We start from the raw sequence: 15697 nt of genomic DNA on the forward strand, positions 1-15697 counted from the left end.
ACTGGAACATAACGACGCATGACAACACAGGCCCCACCTTCAAATTTGCTTCCCCTGAACCCGGAGCAACTGGCGCGCCTTCAGGCTGCCACCTCTGATTTTTCTCCCACTCAGCTTGCCTGGGTCTCCGGTTATTTCTGGGGAATGCTCAATCAGCAGCCTGGCGCTGTGGCGGGTGCACCGGCTACGGCCGTTGAGATTCCGGCCATTACCCTGATTTCCGCCTCGCAGACGGGCAACGCCCGCCGCGTGGCCGAAGCGCTGCGCGACGACCTGCTGGCCGCTAAACTGAACGTGAACCTGGTCAACGCCGGGGATTATAAATTCAAGCAAATCGCGTCGGAAAAACTGCTGGTGGTGGTCGCCTCTACGCAGGGTGAAGGTGAACCAGCTGAAGAAGCGGTGGCGCTGCATAAGTTCCTGTTCTCGAAAAAAGCGCCGAAGCTGGATGGGACGGCGTTTGCCGTCTTTGGCCTGGGCGATACCTCCTATGAATTCTTCTGCCAGTCCGGCAAAGACTTCGACAGCAAGCTGGCGGAGCTGGGCGCGGAGCGTCTGCTGGACCGCGTTGATGCGGATGTCGAATACCAGACCGCCGCCGCTGAATGGCGTGCCCGCATCGTTGAAGTGCTAAAAGCGCGCGTGCCGAAAGAGACCTCGACGCAGGCCGCGTTCACCGCGACGGGTGCTGTTAACGACATCCACACCAGCCCGTACACCAAAGAGGCGCCGCTGACGGCGAGCCTGTCGGTGAACCAGAAAATTACCGGCCGCGACTCGGAAAAAGACGTGCGTCATATCGAAATCGATTTAGGCGACTCGGGGCTGCGCTATCAGCCTGGCGATGCGCTGGGCGTCTGGTATCAGAACGATCCGGCGCTGGTGAAAGAGCTGGTTGAGCTGCTGTGGCTGAAAGGCGACGAGCCTGTCACCGTTGACGGCAAATCGCTGCCGTTATCCGAGGCGCTGCAGTGGCATTTCGAACTGACGGTGAACACCCCGAATATCGTCGAAAATTATGCCACCTTAACGCGCAGCGAATCCCTGCTGCCGCTGGTGGGCGACAAGGCGCAGCTGCAGCATTACGCCGCGACGACGCCGATTGTCGATATGGTGCGTTTCTCTCCGGCTCAGCTGGATGCCGATGCGCTGATCGGCCTGCTGCGTCCGCTAACCCCGCGCCTGTACTCCATCGCCTCTTCGCAGGCCGAAGTGGAGAGTGAAGTGCATGTTACCGTCGGCGTGGTGCGCTACGACATCGAAGGCCGCGCGCGCGCGGGTGGGGCGTCGAGCTTCCTGGCCGATCGCGTGGAAGAAGAGGGCGAAGTGCGCGTCTTTATCGAGCACAACGACAACTTCCGCCTGCCGGCAAACCCGGAAACACCGGTCATCATGATTGGCCCGGGCACCGGCATTGCGCCGTTCCGCGCCTTCATGCAGCAGCGCGCGGCAGACGGCGCGTCTGGTAAGAACTGGCTGTTCTTCGGCAATCCGCACTTTACCGAAGATTTCCTCTACCAGGTTGAGTGGCAGCGCTATGTGAAAGAAGGCGTACTGACCCGCATCGATCTGGCCTGGTCCCGCGACCAGAAAGAAAAAGTATACGTACAAGACAAACTGCGCGAACAGGGCGCAGAGCTGTGGCGCTGGATCAATGACGGTGCCCACATTTATGTCTGCGGCGACGCCAATCGCATGGCGAAAGACGTTGAGCAGGCACTGCTGGAAGTGATTGCCGAATTCGGCGGTATGGATGCCGAAACGGCGGATGAATTTTTAAGTGAGCTGCGCGTTGAGCGCCGTTATCAGCGAGATGTCTACTAATGAGCGAAAAACATCCAGGGCCACTGGTGGTCGAAGGTAAACTGACAGACGCCGAGCGCATGAAGCTGGAAAGCAACTATCTGCGCGGCACCATTGCTGAAGATCTGAATGACGGTCTCACCGGCGGTTTTAAAGGCGACAACTTCCTGCTGATCCGCTTCCACGGCATGTACCAGCAGGACGACCGCGACATCCGCGCCGAGCGTGCCGAGCAGAAGCTGGAGCCGCGTCACGCGATGCTGCTGCGCTGCCGTCTGCCGGGCGGGGTGATCACCACCAAGCAGTGGCAGGCGATCGACAAGTTTGCCGGTGAAAACACGATCTACGGCAGCATTCGTCTAACCAACCGTCAGACCTTCCAGTTCCACGGCATTCTGAAGAAGAACGTTAAGCCGGTGCACCAGATGCTGCACTCGGTCGGGCTGGACGCGCTGGCGACCGCCAACGACATGAACCGTAACGTGCTCTGCACCTCGAACCCGTATGAGTCCGAGCTGCACGCCGAAGCCTACGAGTGGGCGAAGAAGATCTCTGAGCACCTGCTGCCGCGTACGCGCGCCTATGCCGAGATTTGGCTCGATCAGGAAAAAGTCGCGACCACCGACGAAGAACCGATCCTTGGCCAGACCTACCTGCCGCGCAAGTTTAAAACCACGGTAGTGATCCCGCCGCAGAACGATATCGACCTGCACGCCAACGACATGAACTTCGTGGCGATAGCCGAAAACGGCAAGCTGGTGGGCTTTAACCTGCTGGTGGGCGGCGGCCTGTCCATCGAACATGGTAACAAGAAAACCTACGCCCGTACCGCGAGCGAGTTCGGCTTCCTGCCGCTCGAGCATACGCTGGCCGTGGCGGAAGCGGTGGTGACGACCCAGCGCGACTGGGGTAACCGTACCGATCGTAAAAACGCGAAAACCAAATACACCCTGGAGCGCGTGGGCGTGGAGACGTTCAAAGCGGAAGTGGAGCGTCGTGCGGGCATCAAATTTGAGCCGATCCGCCCTTACGAATTCACCGGTCGCGGCGATCGCATTGGCTGGGTAAAAGGCATCGACAATAAATGGCACCTGACGCTGTTTATTGAAAACGGCCGTATTCTGGATTATCCGGGACGTCCGCTGAAAACCGGTCTGCTGGAAATTGCGAAGATCCACAAAGGTGAGTTCCGCATTACCGCTAACCAGAACCTGATTATTGCCGGCGTGCCGGAAAGCCAGAAGGCGAAGATCGAGAAGCTGGCGCGCGAACACGGGTTAATGGATGCGGTTAAGCCGCAGCGTGAAAACTCGATGGCCTGCGTATCGTTCCCGACCTGCCCGCTGGCGATGGCCGAAGCGGAACGTTTCCTGCCGTCGTTTACCGACAAAGTGGAAGCGATTCTGGAAAAACACGGCATTCCGGACGAGCATATTGTTATGCGCGTCACCGGTTGTCCGAACGGCTGTGGTCGCGCGATGCTGGCCGAGCTTGGTCTGGTGGGGAAAGCGCCGGGGCGCTATAACCTGCATCTGGGCGGTAACCGTATCGGCACGCGCATTCCGCGCATGTTCCGCGAGAACATCACCGAGCCGGAAATTCTTGATTCCATCGACGAGCTTGTCGGGCGCTGGGCGAAAGAGCGCGAAGCGGGTGAAGGCTTCGGCGACTTTACGGTGCGTGCGGGCATCATTCGCCCGGTGCTCGATCCCGCAAGGGATTTCTGGGAGTAACCACGAGAGGTAACTATGTCCGAACTCGATCTAAACGCCCTTAATGACCTGCCAAAAGTCGAACGTATTCTGGCGCTGGCAGAAACCAATGCTCACCTTGAAAAGCTGGACGCCGAAGGGCGCGTGGCGTGGGCGCTGGAAAACCTGCCGGGAGAATATGTGCTCTCGTCGAGCTTTGGTATTCAGGCGGCGGTCAGCCTGCATCTGGTGAATCAGATCCGTCCGGACATTCCGGTGATCCTCACCGATACCGGCTACCTGTTCCCGGAAACCTACCAGTTTATTGACGAGCTGACGGACAAGCTCAAGCTGAACCTTAAGGTCTACCGCGCGACGGAAAGCGCGGCCTGGCAGGAGGCGCGCTACGGTAAGCTGTGGGAACAGGGCGTTGAGGGCATTGAGAAATACAATGAGATCAACAAGGTCGAGCCGATGAACCGGGCGCTGAAAGAGCTTAATGCTCAGACGTGGTTTGCGGGCCTGCGCCGCGAGCAGTCCGGCAGCCGGGCAACCTTACCGGTGCTGGCGGTGCAGCGCGGCGTGTTTAAAGTGCTGCCGATTATCGACTGGGATAACCGGACGGTGTACCAGTATCTGCAAAAACACGGGCTGAAGTACCATCCGCTGTGGGATCAGGGCTATCTGTCAGTGGGGGATACCCACACCACGCGTAAGTGGGAACCGGGAATGGCGGAAGAAGAGACGCGATTCTTCGGGCTGAAGCGCGAGTGCGGGCTGCACGAAGGGTGATCCTTTATCCACCCTCTCCCTGTGGGAGAGGGTTGGGGTGAGGGCATCAGGCCCCGCTATACTTAAAAACCTCAGGCTTTCCCCGCTTTCGCCAGCTCCTTCACCAGCGGCAACATCACCTTCACTATATCACGGCTGCGGTGTTCAATCCGCTGCGGCAGCGCGCGATCGATGTGCTGCTGATTATCCAGCATCACGTTGTGCCAGCTTGTCCCGTCCGGGAAGGCTTTCGATTTAGCCCGCTGCTGGTAGCCATCTTTTTTGCCCAGCGCCCAGTTTGTCGCTTCCACATACAGCACAGGAATGCCCGCCTTATCGAACACTTCCCCGTCGTTGCAGCAGCCTGTTCCTCGCGGATAATCCGGGTTACCGCCGGGATTGCTGGTGGCATAAACGCCATGGCTGCGGGCAATCGCCAGCGCACGGTCGCGCGTCAGTTTTCGCACGGTACCCGGTGTACTCTGCCCGCTGTTGAAATAGAGCTTGTCGCCGACGATCAGGTTGTCGAGGTTGATCACCAGCAGCGTATTTTTCTTCTCCTCGGCGCTCATGCGTTTAAGGAGATTCTCAGCGCCGAGTTTGCCCTCTTCTTCACCGCTGGTGGCAACAAAACGAATGCCATATTGGGTGGGAATATCTTTCATCCGCTCGGCCAGTTCGAGCATCACGCCCAGGCCTGCAGCGTTGTCGTCCATGCCCTGCAGCGTCAGCCCGCCGAGGTTGTTATCCGTGTCGGCATCGCTCATCGGAGCGTAGGTATCAAGGTGCGCCATAATAATAATTTGCTCTTTTGCGCTGCCTTCGTGGGCCGCAATTACCGTACTGCCGGTCACGTTATGCCAGTTTTTCGTTTTATTTCGCGAGGTATAGACGTAGCGGCTGTGAAACGACCGGATGTCGCTCTGGTAACCCATCTCAGCAAACTGCTGGCGAAGATAGTCCGCGGAGAGCATTTCCGCAGGCGAACCGGTCATGCGGCCAGGGAAAACGGTGGCAATATGCCGCGCCTGCATATTGGCGATTTCACCATAAGGTTGGTTTTTTGCCTGAGCAGGAAGAATAAAGCAAACGCCGAGCGCCAGGGCAGCAATACGGTGGCGCGTTGCGGAAAACATAGTGAGTCCTTAAAAACAGAGCAAAATAATAACCCGCCTAGTATGAAACTGTGATCGTCCATACACAATTTGAATTGCTCTTAAATGCCCGAAATTTCGCGCGTTAAGCACTTTTTGGTATTAGCATTTTCACGGCGTTATTCCATTGAGTAACTACTCATTCCAATTCGTAATTTCATTCGGTCTAAGCCGCCCCCTATAGTCCCTCTATTCCTCGTTGTTAGTGAGTTGTTGCCTGTGGACTATCTGCCCTTATTTGCTGCGATTAAAGAGAAACCGGTGCTGGTTGTTGGCACGGGTGAAATCGCCGATCGCAAAATCGCGTTTCTGCAGCGCGCAGGGGCCCAGGTGCAGGTCGTTGCAGAGGCAGATTTTCACGAGTCACAAATCGACAGCGTGGTGCTGGTTATTGCGGCGACCGAAGATCGTGAACTGAACCGGCGGATCTCCGACGCCGCGCAGGCCCGTTATCGCCTTGTGAACGTGGTGGACGACCAGCCGTTGTGCTCGTTTATCTTTCCGTCGATCGTTGACCGTTCGCCGCTGCTGGTGGCGATCTCCTCCGGCGGTACCGCACCGGTGCTGGCGCGCGTGCTGCGTGAAAAAATCGAAGCGCTGCTGCCGACCAGCCTCGGGCGCATGGCGGAGAAAGCCAGCTACTGGCGTAACCACCTGAAAACCCGCCTGACCAGCGTGACTGAACGCCGTCGCTTCTGGGAACGCGTGTTTCGCGGCCGCTTCGCCAGCCTGATGCATGCCGGCAATGAAACGGCTGCGCAGAAAATCCTCGAGGATGAACTGGATAACCCCGGCAGCACGGGCGGGGAGATCATCCTGGTAGGCGCGGGGCCTGGCGATGCCGGGCTCCTGACGCTGCGCGGCCTGCAGGTGCTGCAGGACGCGGACGTCGTGTTCTACGACCATCTGGTCACCGACGGCGTGCGCGAGCTGATCCGTCGCGACGCGGAGCAAATCTGCGTGGGCAAACGGGCAGGCGAGCACTCGGTGCCGCAGCACGACACCAACCAGATGCTGGTTGACGCTGCCAAAGCGGGCAAAACCGTGGTGCGCCTGAAGGGGGGCGACCCGTTCATTTTCGGACGCGGCGGCGAAGAGCTGCAGGCGGCAGCCGAAGCGGGCGTGCCGTTCCAGGTGGTGCCCGGCATCACGGCGGCCTCTGCGGTGACGGCCTACGCCGGTATTCCGCTGACCCATCGCGATTACGCCCAGAGCGTCACCTTTGTGACCGGCCACTACAAGGCCGACAGCACGCCGTTTGACTGGTCGCATCTCGCCCAGAGCCGCCAGACGCTGGCGATATACATGGGCACGATGAAGGCGGCGGACATCAGCGAACAGCTTATTCAGCACGGTCGCGAGGCGACGACGCCCGTTGCCGTCATTTCTCGCGGCACGCGCGTCGATCAGCACGTTGCGACGGGCACGCTGGAACATCTTGCAACCCTGGCGAAAGACGCCCCTATGCCCGCCCTGATAGTGGTGGGTGAAGTGGTGCAGCTGCACAGCACGCTCGCCTGGTTCCAACACACAACCGATACAGAAGGCTTTGGTTCTTCTGTTGTAAATTTGGCTTAAGGAACGGTTATGGACCAAAAACGTCTTACACACCTGCGGCAGCTTGAAGCGGAGAGTATCCATATCATCCGCGAAGTGGCCGCCGAGTTTTCTAACCCGGTGATGATGTACTCCATCGGTAAAGATTCCAGCGTCATGCTGCATCTGGCGCGTAAAGCGTTTTATCCGGGTACGCTGCCGTTCCCGCTGCTGCACGTGGACACCGGCTGGAAGTTCCGCGAGATGTACGAATTCCGCGACCGAACCGCGAAAGCCTACGGTTGCGAGCTGTTGGTGCATAAAAACCCGGAAGGGGTGGCGATGGGCATTAACCCGTTTGTGCACGGCAGCGCCAAACACACCGATATCATGAAGACCGAAGGGCTAAAGCAGGCGCTGAATAAATACGGTTTTGACGCGGCCTTCGGCGGCGCGCGCCGTGACGAAGAGAAATCCCGCGCCAAAGAGCGTATCTACTCCTTCCGCGACCGCTTCCACCGCTGGGACCCAAAAAACCAGCGCCCGGAGCTGTGGCACAACTACAACGGTCAGATCAACAAGGGCGAAAGCATCCGCGTCTTCCCGCTCTCCAACTGGACCGAGCTGGATATCTGGCAGTATATCTATCTGGAAAACATCGAGATCGTTCCGCTGTATCTGGCCGCCGAGCGTCCGGTGCTGGAGCGCGACGGCATGCTGATGATGATCGACGACGATCGCATCGACCTGCAGCCGGGCGAAGTGATTAAGAAACAGATGGTGCGTTTCCGCACCCTCGGCTGCTGGCCTCTGACCGGTGCGGTGGAATCCAGCGCACAGACGCTGCCGGAGATCATCGAAGAGATGCTGGTGTCGACCACCAGCGAGCGACAGGGCCGCGTGATTGACCGCGACCAGGCAGGCTCCATGGAGCTGAAGAAACGTCAGGGTTATTTCTAAGGAGCCGCCATGAACACCACTATTGCTCAACAAATTGCCAAAGAAGGCGGCGTGGAAGCGTATCTGCACGCGCAACAACACAAAAGCCTGCTGCGTTTTCTGACCTGCGGCAGCGTGGATGACGGGAAAAGTACCCTGATTGGCCGCCTGCTGCACGATACGCGCCAGATTTACGAAGATCAGCTCTCTTCCCTGCATAACGACAGTAAACGTCACGGCACCCAGGGTGAAAAACTCGACCTGGCGCTGCTGGTGGATGGCCTGCAGGCGGAGCGCGAGCAGGGCATCACGATTGACGTGGCCTACCGCTACTTCTCTACCGAGAAGCGCAAATTTATTATCGCCGACACCCCGGGGCACGAACAGTACACCCGCAATATGGCGACCGGCGCGTCGACCTGCGACCTGGCGATCCTGCTGATGGACGCGCGTAAAGGCGTGCTGGATCAGACCCGTCGCCACAGCTTTATCTCGACGCTGCTGGGGATCAAACACCTGGTGGTGGCGGTCAACAAGATGGATCTGGTGAACTTCAGCGAAGAAAAATTCGAGGAGATCCGCCAGAGCTATCTGACCTTTGCTGAACAGCTGCCGGGCAACCTGGATATCCGCTTTGTGCCGCTCTCGGCGCTGGAAGGGGATAACGTCGCCTCCCAGAGCGCGAACATGCCGTGGTACAGCGGCCCGACGCTGCTGGAAGTGCTGGAAACGGTTGAAATTCAGCGCGTGGTCGACACCCAGCCGATGCGCTTCCCGGTGCAGTACGTGAACCGTCCAAACCTCGATTTCCGCGGTTTCTCAGGCACCCTAGCGTCAGGCTCCGTAAAGGTCGGTCAGCGCGTCAAGGTGCTGCCATCCGGCGTGGAATCGACCATCGCCCGCATCGTCACCTTTGACGGTGACCTGCAGGACGCAGGCGCCGGTGAAGCGGTTACGCTGGTGCTGAAAGACGAGATTGATATCAGCCGGGGCGATCTTCTGGTAGATGCCCGGGAAACGCTGGCCGCCGTGCAGGGGGCTTCCGTGGATGTGGTGTGGATGGCGGAGCAACCGCTGACGCCGGGCCAGAGCTACGACATCAAAATCGCCGGCAAGAAAACCCGCGCCCGCGTGGACGGCATTCAGTTCCAGGTGGATATCAACAACCTGACCCAGCGTGACGTCACCGAGCTGCCGCTGAACGGCATTGGTCTGGTCGATCTGACCTTCGACGAACCGCTGGTGCTGGATCCGTATCAGCAAAATCCGGTGACGGGCGGGCTTATCTTTATTGACCGCCTGACGAACGTCACCGTCGGCGCGGGGATGGTCCGTGAGCCAAACAAACAGGCGTCCGCGGCTTCAGAATTCAGCGCCTTTGAGCTGGAGCTGAACGCGCTGGTGCGTAAACACTTCCCGCACTGGGGCGCGCGCGATCTGCTGGGAGGCAAGTAATGGCTGCCCATGATGAGAACGTCGTCTGGCATCCTCATCCGGTCACCGTCGCCCAGCGCGAACAGCTCCACGGTCACCGTGGGGTTGTGCTGTGGTTTACCGGGCTGTCCGGCTCGGGTAAATCGACGGTGGCGGGCGCGCTGGAAGAGGCATTGCATCAGCAGGGCGTAAGCACCTACCTGCTGGATGGTGACAACGTGCGCCATGGCCTGTGCAGCGATTTAGGGTTCAGCGACGACGACCGCAAAGAGAACATCCGCCGGGTCGGGGAAGTCGCCAGCCTGATGGCCGACGCCGGGCTGGTGGTGCTGACCGCGTTTATCTCTCCGCACCGCGCCGAGCGCCAGATGGTGCGCGAACGCGTCGGTCAGGATCGCTTTATCGAGGTGTTTGTCGATACGCCGCTGGAGGTTTGCGAAGCGCGCGACCCGAAAGGGCTATACAAAAAAGCGCGTGCCGGAGAATTGCGCAACTTCACCGGAATTGACGCGGTATACGAAGCGCCTGAATCGCCTGAAATTCACCTGGAAGGTCAACAATTGGTAACAAATTTAGTAAGCCAATTATTAGACCTGCTCAGACGGGACGATATTATCAGATCCTGAGACGGTATCGTTCGGGAGCTGTCTTCCCGAACGATGAGTCACGGTCACAGGACTAGCTATGCGCAACAGTGAACATTACATCACCACAACCGGGTCGGAGCCGCTTGCGACCGACGACGAAACGACCTGGTCATTTCCTGGGGCCATCATTGGCTTCGTCTCATGGCTGCTGGCGCTGGGTATTCCGTTTCTCATCTACGGCGGCAACACGCTGTTCTTCTTTCTCTACACCTGGCCTTTCTTTCTGGCGCTGATGCCCGTGGCGGTTGTCGTCGGCATTGCGCTGCACTCGTTGCTCAATGGTAAGCTCCTGTACAGCACCGTGGTCACGATTGTGACGGTGGTTCTGATGTTTGGTCTGTTATTTTTGTGGCTCATGGGCTAACTTCAGCCATAATTCAAACCGTAACCAACTGTGTAACGATATTGTGCAGGACGATTCTGCGGAAAAAATGTGGTACATTTGCCCGCGATGTTGCGGCATCTCTGTTACCCCGGCGTAGTGCTCTGGGGAAGTCTTGGGATGATGATGCCGTTTTTCAGGGGGCAGGATGGGTAAACTAACGCTGCTGTTGCTGGCTTTGCTAATCTGGCTGCAATATTCGCTGTGGTTCGGTAAGAACGGACTGCACGACTATAGCCGGGTAAGCGATGACGTCGCGGCTCAGCAGGCAACAAACGCCAAACTTAAGGCGCGAAACGATCAACTCTTTGCTGAAATTGATGACCTCAATGGCGGGCAAGAGGCGATTGAGGAACGCGCACGCAATGAACTCAGTATGACTAAGCCGGGCGAAACCTTTTATCGTCTGGTTCCGGATGCGTCTAAACGCAATCAGGGCTCAGCACAAAATAATCGATAATCAGGCCCAGGATTACGACATGGCAGTAACTTTTTCGGACGTATGCGCCGTGGTGCCGGCCGCAGGTTTTGGCCGGCGCATGCAGACAGAATGTCCCAAGCAGTACCTCTCTATTGGCGATAAAACGATCCTTGAGCACGCCGTGGCGGCGCTGCTGGCGCACCCGCGGGTGACGCGGGTGATCATCGCTATCAGCCCGGGCGATGCGCGCTTCGCGCAGCTCCCGCTGGCAAATCATCCACAGATTACCGTTGTCGATGGCGGTGCCGAGCGCGCCGATTCCGTGCTGGCAGGCATTCAGGCTGCCGGAAACGCCCCGTGGGTACTGGTCCATGACGCGGCGCGTCCGTGCCTGCACCAGGACGACCTTGCGCGCCTGCTGTCGCTGAGCGAAACCAGCAAAGTGGGCGGCATTCTGGCTGCCCCCGTGCGCGACACCATGAAGCGCGCCGAGCCGGGCAAACGGGCTATCGCCCACACCGTCGAACGCGTCGATCTATGGCACGCGCTGACGCCGCAATTTTTCCCCCGCGAATTACTCCACGACTGCTTAACGCGCGCGCTTAACGAAGGTGCGACCATCACGGACGAAGCCTCTGCGCTGGAGTACTGCGGTTTCCATCCTGAGCTTGTTGAAGGACGTGCTGATAATATTAAAGTGACGCGTCCGGAAGATTTACAGCTCGCGGAATTTTATCTTACCCGTTCGACCCATCAGGAGAAGGCATAATGCGAATTGGACACGGTTTTGATGTACACGCCTTTGGCGGCGAAGGCCCAATTATCATTGGCGGCGTGCGCATTCCTTATGAAAAAGGGCTGCTGGCGCATTCTGATGGCGACGTGGCGCTGCATGCGCTGACCGACGCGCTGTTGGGCGCGGCCGCACTGGGTGATATCGGCAAGCTGTTCCCGGACACCGACCCGGCGTTTAAAGGGGCAGACAGCCGTGAACTGCTGCGCGAAGCGTGGCGCCGCATCCAGGCGAAAGGCTACACCCTTGGCAACGTCGACGTGACGATTATCGCCCAGGCCCCGAAAATGCTGCCGCACATTCCGCAGATGCGTGTGTTTATCGCAGAAGATCTGGGTTGCCATATGGACGACGTGAACGTCAAAGCGACGACGACCGAGAAGCTGGGCTTCACAGGTCGTGGCGAAGGGATTGCCTGTGAAGCCGTGGCGCTGCTGGTGAAGGCGAGCAAATGACAGACTTCGACAACCTGACATATCTGCATGGCAAACCGCAGGGGAACGGGGTGCTGAAAGCCAGCCCGGAAGATTTCCTCGTGGTCGAGGATCTGGGCTTTGAGCCGGATGGCGAAGGCGAACATATCCTGGTGCGTATTCTGAAAAATGGCTGCAATACCCGCTTTGTGGCCGACGCGCTGGCAAAATTCCTCAAAATTCATGCCCGCGAAGTGAGCTTTGCCGGGCAGAAAGATAAACACGCCGTCACGGAACAGTGGCTCTGCGCGCGCGTTCCCGGCAATGCGATGCCTGATTTAAGCAAATTTGAGCTTGAGGGCTGTAAGGTACTGGAATATGCCCGCCACAAGCGCAAACTGCGTCTGGGGGCGTTGAAAGGCAACGCGTTTACGCTGGTGCTGCGCGAAGTGACTGACCGAGAAGACGTTGAAAAACGCCTGAACGCCATCAGCGACCGCGGCGTACCGAACTACTTTGGCGCGCAGCGCTTTGGCATCGGCGGCAGCAACCTGCAGGGCGCGCTGCGCTGGGCGCAAAGCTATGCGCCGGTACGTGACAGGAATAAACGCAGTTTTTGGTTGTCGGCGGCCCGCAGCGCGTTGTTTAATCAGATTGTGAGCGAAAGGCTGAAAAAACCGGACGCGAATCAAGTTGTTGTTGGCGATGCGCTACAATTAGCGGGACGCGGAAGCTGGTTTGTGGCAACGGCCGAAGAGATGGCTGATGTGCAGTCGCGCGTGGACGCAAAAGCGCTGATGATTACCGCCGCGTTGCCCGGTACGGGCGACTGGGGAACACAGGGCGACGCGCTGGCCGCCGAGCAGTCAGCCGTGGCGGACGCGCCAGAATTGCAATCCTTGCTGGTGCGGGAAAAAGTTGAAGCGGCACGCCGCGCGATGCTGCTCTATCCGCAGCAGTTAAGCTGGAACTGGTGGGATGACGTGACCGTCGAGTTACGCTTCTGGCTGCCGGCAGGCAGCTTTGCCACCAGTGTTGTCAGGGAACTTATCAACACCTCGGGTGATTATGCGAATATTGCTGAGTAACGATGACGGGATCCACGCGCCAGGCATTCAGACCCTGGCGAAACACCTCCGTGAATTTGCGGACGTGCAGGTCGTGGCGCCCGATCGTAACCGCAGTGGAGCGTCTAACTCGCTGACGCTGGAGTCGTCGCTTCGCACCTTTACCTTTGAAAATGGCGATATTGCCGTACAGATGGGCACGCCAACCGACTGCGTTTTTCTGGGCGTGAACGCGCTGATGCGGCCGCGTCCGGATATCGTCGTCTCCGGCATCAACGCCGGGCCTAACCTCGGCGATGACGTGATTTACTCCGGCACCGTGGCGGCCGCAATGGAAGGCCGCCATCTGGGGTTCCCGGCGCTGGCGGTCTCGTTAAATGGCCACACGCACTACAACACCGCTGCCGTGGTAACCTGTTCGATCCTGCGGGCGCTCGGTCGCGAGCCGCTGCGTACCGGGCGCATCCTCAACATCAACGTGCCGGATCTTCCTCTTGATGAAATTAAAGGCATCCGCGTCACCCGTTGCGGGAGCCGACATCCTGCCGATCAGGTGATCCCGCAGCAGGATCCTCGCGGTAACACGCTTTACTGGATTGGCCCTCCCGGCGACAAGTGCGATGCGGGTCCGGATACCGACTTTGCCGCCGTAGAGGAAGGCTATGTTTCGGTTACTCCGCTGCACGTAGATTTAACCGCGTATAGCGCGCATGATGTGGTGTCGGGCTGGCTGGATCGCGCAGGAGTGAACGCGCAATGGTAAACAAACGTGTACAAACTCTTCTGGAACAACTCCGCGCGCAGGGGATCAGCGACGAGCACGTGCTCGAAGCGCTCGCCCTGGTTCCGCGTGAAAAATTTGTAGACGAGGCGTTTGAACACAAAGCGTGGGAAAACGTGGCGCTGCCCATCGGACAGGGCCAGACGATTTCGCAGCCTTACATGGTGGCACGCATGACGGAGCTGCTGGAGCTGACGCCCGACTCCCGCGTGCTGGAGATTGGCACCGGGTCGGGGTATCAGACCGCGATCCTGGCGCATCTGGTTCATCACGTATGCTCCGTTGAGCGGATCAAAGGTTTACAGTGGCAGGCGCGTCGTCGCCTGAAACAACTTGATTTACATAATGTTTCGACACGACACGGTGATGGATGGCAGGGTTGGAAGGCGCGCGCCCCGTTTGACGCGATCATCGTGACGGCGGCCCCGCCTGAAATTCCAGCAGCCCTGTTGTCGCAGCTGGATGAGGGGGGCATTCTTGTTCTGCCTGTCGGGGACGAGCAGCAGCTGTTGAAGCGCGTTCGTCGGCGCGGCGGCGAGTTTATTATCGACACCGTGGAAGCCGTGCGCTTTGTGCCTCTGGTGAAGGGGGAGTTGGCCTGAGACTCGGAATTATCCAGGGTTATTAAGGCAAATTCAGCGTATGGTGTGGCGCGAAAGATTCGTGCCATCACGGTAAATTTTAAGTCACTGGTAGTTAACACATTCCTGGGGGATAAATGAGCGCGGGAAGCCCTAAATTCACCATCAGCCGTGTTGCGGCATTATCACTGGTTTCGCTCTGGCTGGCAGGCTGTACAAGTTCAAACAACGCGCCTGCGCCCGTGAGTTCCGTCGGCGGAAACAGCGGCTCCGGTAACACGTCCAGCGGAATGTTAATCACGCCGCCACCTAAAATGGGGACGGCTGCACCGCAGCAAACACCACAAATTCAGCCTGTGCAACATCCTGTTACACAGCCAGTGCAGGTTCAGCCAGTTGAACAACCTGTTCAGACCCAAAATGGCCGCATAGTCTATAACCGCCAGTATGGGAACATTCCGAAAGGCAGCTACACCGGTGGCAGCACCTATACCGTGAAACGCGGCGATACGCTGTTCTACATTGCGTGGATCACCGGGAACGATTTCCGTGACCTCGCGCAGCGCAATAACGTCCAGGCCCCATATGCTCTGGAAGTCGGGCAAACGCTCCAGGTGGGCAACGCGACGGGGACGCCGCTTACGCCTGGCAACACCGTTTCAGCGGCCGATGTAACAGCTCAAAATAACAGCGTTAAGCCTGCACAAAAATCCACCACGGTGGTTGCTTCACAACCTGTAATTACGTATTCTGAGGATTCAGGTGATCAGACTGCTAACAAAATGTTGCCGAATAATAAAGGGACTGCGACTGTTGTCACAGCACCGGTAACGGCACCTGTGGTTAGCTCTACTGAACCGACTGCCAGCAGTATGACCTCCAGTTCGCCAATCTCTGCATGGCGCTGGCCAACTGACGGCAAGGTTATCGAAAACTTCTCTTCCTCCGAAGGGGGAAATAAAGGGATCGATATCGCAGGGAGTAAAGGACAGGCTATCATCGCGACCGCAGATGGGCGCGTTGTGTATGCCGGTAACGCTCTGCGCGGTTACGGTAATCTTATTATCATCAAACATAACGATGATTACCTGAGTGCCTACGCCCATAACGACACAATGCTGGTCCGGGAACAACAAGAAGTTAAGGCGGGGCAAAAAATCGCTACCATGGGTAGCACCGGAACCAGTTCTACACGCTTGCATTTTGAAATTCGTTACAAGGGGAAATCCGTAAACCCGCTGCAGTATTTGCCGCAGCGATAATTTGACGGGGCATGCCAGCCAG

General features: G+C 58.2%; 16 protein-coding genes. 15 read left to right on the forward strand and 1 reads right to left on the reverse strand.

Annotation, left to right across the window (positions count from 1 at the left end; all coding sequences use genetic code 11):
• Positions 1-18: 18 nt before the first annotated feature.
• The 3 genes from cysJ to cysH are packed head-to-tail and all read left to right on the forward strand — an operon-like array spanning position 19 to position 4286.
• Entirely contained in the window at positions 19-1824 is a 1806-nt protein-coding gene (gene cysJ, locus F0319_RS08070) for an NADPH-dependent assimilatory sulfite reductase flavoprotein subunit (protein WP_149366639.1), read from the forward strand.
• The gene (gene cysI / locus F0319_RS08075) at positions 1824-3536 is read left to right on the forward strand and encodes an assimilatory sulfite reductase (NADPH) hemoprotein subunit (protein ID WP_008499617.1); all 1713 of its coding nucleotides are present in this window, start codon (positions 1824-1826) and stop codon (positions 3534-3536) included. The genes cysJ and cysI overlap by 1 nt, the downstream gene beginning before the upstream one ends.
• A 15-nt stretch (positions 3537-3551) precedes the next feature.
• Positions 3552-4286: a phosphoadenosine phosphosulfate reductase gene (gene cysH / locus F0319_RS08080; RefSeq protein WP_111965450.1), complete on the forward strand. Its 735-nt coding sequence runs from the start codon at positions 3552-3554 to the stop codon at positions 4284-4286.
• A gap of 71 nt (positions 4287-4357) precedes the next feature.
• On the opposite strand, the gene F0319_RS08085 is transcribed toward cysH, so the two are convergent.
• Positions 4358-5401 (reverse strand): aminopeptidase, encoded by a 1044-nt coding sequence (locus F0319_RS08085; RefSeq protein WP_111965451.1) that lies wholly within the window; start codon positions 5399-5401, stop codon positions 4358-4360.
• A 246-nt stretch (positions 5402-5647) separates the two neighbouring features.
• Between F0319_RS08085 and cysG the strand changes: the two genes are divergently transcribed.
• The 12 genes from cysG to nlpD all read left to right on the forward strand — a co-directional run bounded on the left by cysG (position 5648) and on the right by nlpD (position 15675).
• Entirely contained in the window at positions 5648-6997 is a 1350-nt protein-coding gene (gene cysG / locus F0319_RS08090) for a siroheme synthase CysG (protein ID WP_181574044.1), read from the forward strand.
• 9 nt (positions 6998-7006) lie between these two features.
• On the forward strand, positions 7007-7915 hold the full coding sequence (gene cysD, locus F0319_RS08095; protein ID WP_006811770.1) for a sulfate adenylyltransferase subunit CysD: 909 nt from the start codon (positions 7007-7009) through the stop codon (positions 7913-7915).
• 9 nt (positions 7916-7924) lie between these two features.
• Complete coding sequence (gene cysN, locus F0319_RS08100) at positions 7925-9349, forward strand: sulfate adenylyltransferase subunit CysN (RefSeq protein WP_149366640.1); 1425 nt, start codon at positions 7925-7927, stop codon at positions 9347-9349.
• A complete protein-coding gene (cysC, locus tag F0319_RS08105; RefSeq protein ID WP_021241908.1) occupies positions 9349-9954 on the forward strand; it encodes an adenylyl-sulfate kinase in 606 nt (201 codons plus the stop codon). The genes cysN and cysC overlap by 1 nt, the downstream gene beginning before the upstream one ends.
• 58 nt (positions 9955-10012) lie before the next feature.
• Positions 10013-10339, forward strand: coding sequence for a DUF3561 family protein (locus tag F0319_RS08110; protein ID WP_008499610.1), 327 nt, complete (start codon positions 10013-10015; stop codon positions 10337-10339).
• Positions 10340-10505: 166 nt separating this feature from the next.
• Positions 10506-10817: a cell division protein FtsB gene (gene ftsB, locus F0319_RS08115; protein ID WP_008499609.1), complete on the forward strand. Its 312-nt coding sequence runs from the start codon at positions 10506-10508 to the stop codon at positions 10815-10817.
• A gap of 19 nt (positions 10818-10836) precedes the next feature.
• The gene (gene ispD, locus F0319_RS08120) at positions 10837-11547 is read left to right on the forward strand and encodes a 2-C-methyl-D-erythritol 4-phosphate cytidylyltransferase (protein WP_111965455.1); all 711 of its coding nucleotides are present in this window, start codon (positions 10837-10839) and stop codon (positions 11545-11547) included.
• Positions 11547-12026 carry a 2-C-methyl-D-erythritol 2,4-cyclodiphosphate synthase gene (ispF, locus tag F0319_RS08125; RefSeq protein WP_008499607.1) on the forward strand — a complete coding sequence of 160 codons (480 nt, stop codon included), beginning with the start codon at positions 11547-11549 and terminating at the stop codon, positions 12024-12026. The genes ispD and ispF overlap by 1 nt, the downstream gene beginning before the upstream one ends.
• Positions 12023-13072 (forward strand): tRNA pseudouridine(13) synthase TruD, encoded by a 1050-nt coding sequence (gene truD, locus F0319_RS08130; protein WP_149366641.1) that lies wholly within the window; start codon positions 12023-12025, stop codon positions 13070-13072. The genes ispF and truD overlap by 4 nt, the downstream gene beginning before the upstream one ends.
• Positions 13053-13814 carry a 5'/3'-nucleotidase SurE gene (surE, locus tag F0319_RS08135; protein ID WP_149366642.1) on the forward strand — a complete coding sequence of 254 codons (762 nt, stop codon included), beginning with the start codon at positions 13053-13055 and terminating at the stop codon, positions 13812-13814. The genes truD and surE overlap by 20 nt, the downstream gene beginning before the upstream one ends.
• The gene (locus F0319_RS08140) at positions 13808-14434 is read left to right on the forward strand and encodes a protein-L-isoaspartate(D-aspartate) O-methyltransferase (protein WP_111965459.1); all 627 of its coding nucleotides are present in this window, start codon (positions 13808-13810) and stop codon (positions 14432-14434) included. The genes surE and F0319_RS08140 overlap by 7 nt, the downstream gene beginning before the upstream one ends.
• 116 nt (positions 14435-14550) lie before the next feature.
• Entirely contained in the window at positions 14551-15675 is a 1125-nt protein-coding gene (nlpD, locus tag F0319_RS08145) for a murein hydrolase activator NlpD (protein WP_149366643.1), read from the forward strand.
• The last annotated feature ends 22 nt before the right edge of the window (positions 15676-15697 follow it).

This window comes from Enterobacter vonholyi, assembly GCF_008364555.1.
GTDB classification, from domain to species: domain Bacteria; phylum Pseudomonadota; class Gammaproteobacteria; order Enterobacterales; family Enterobacteriaceae; genus Enterobacter; species Enterobacter vonholyi.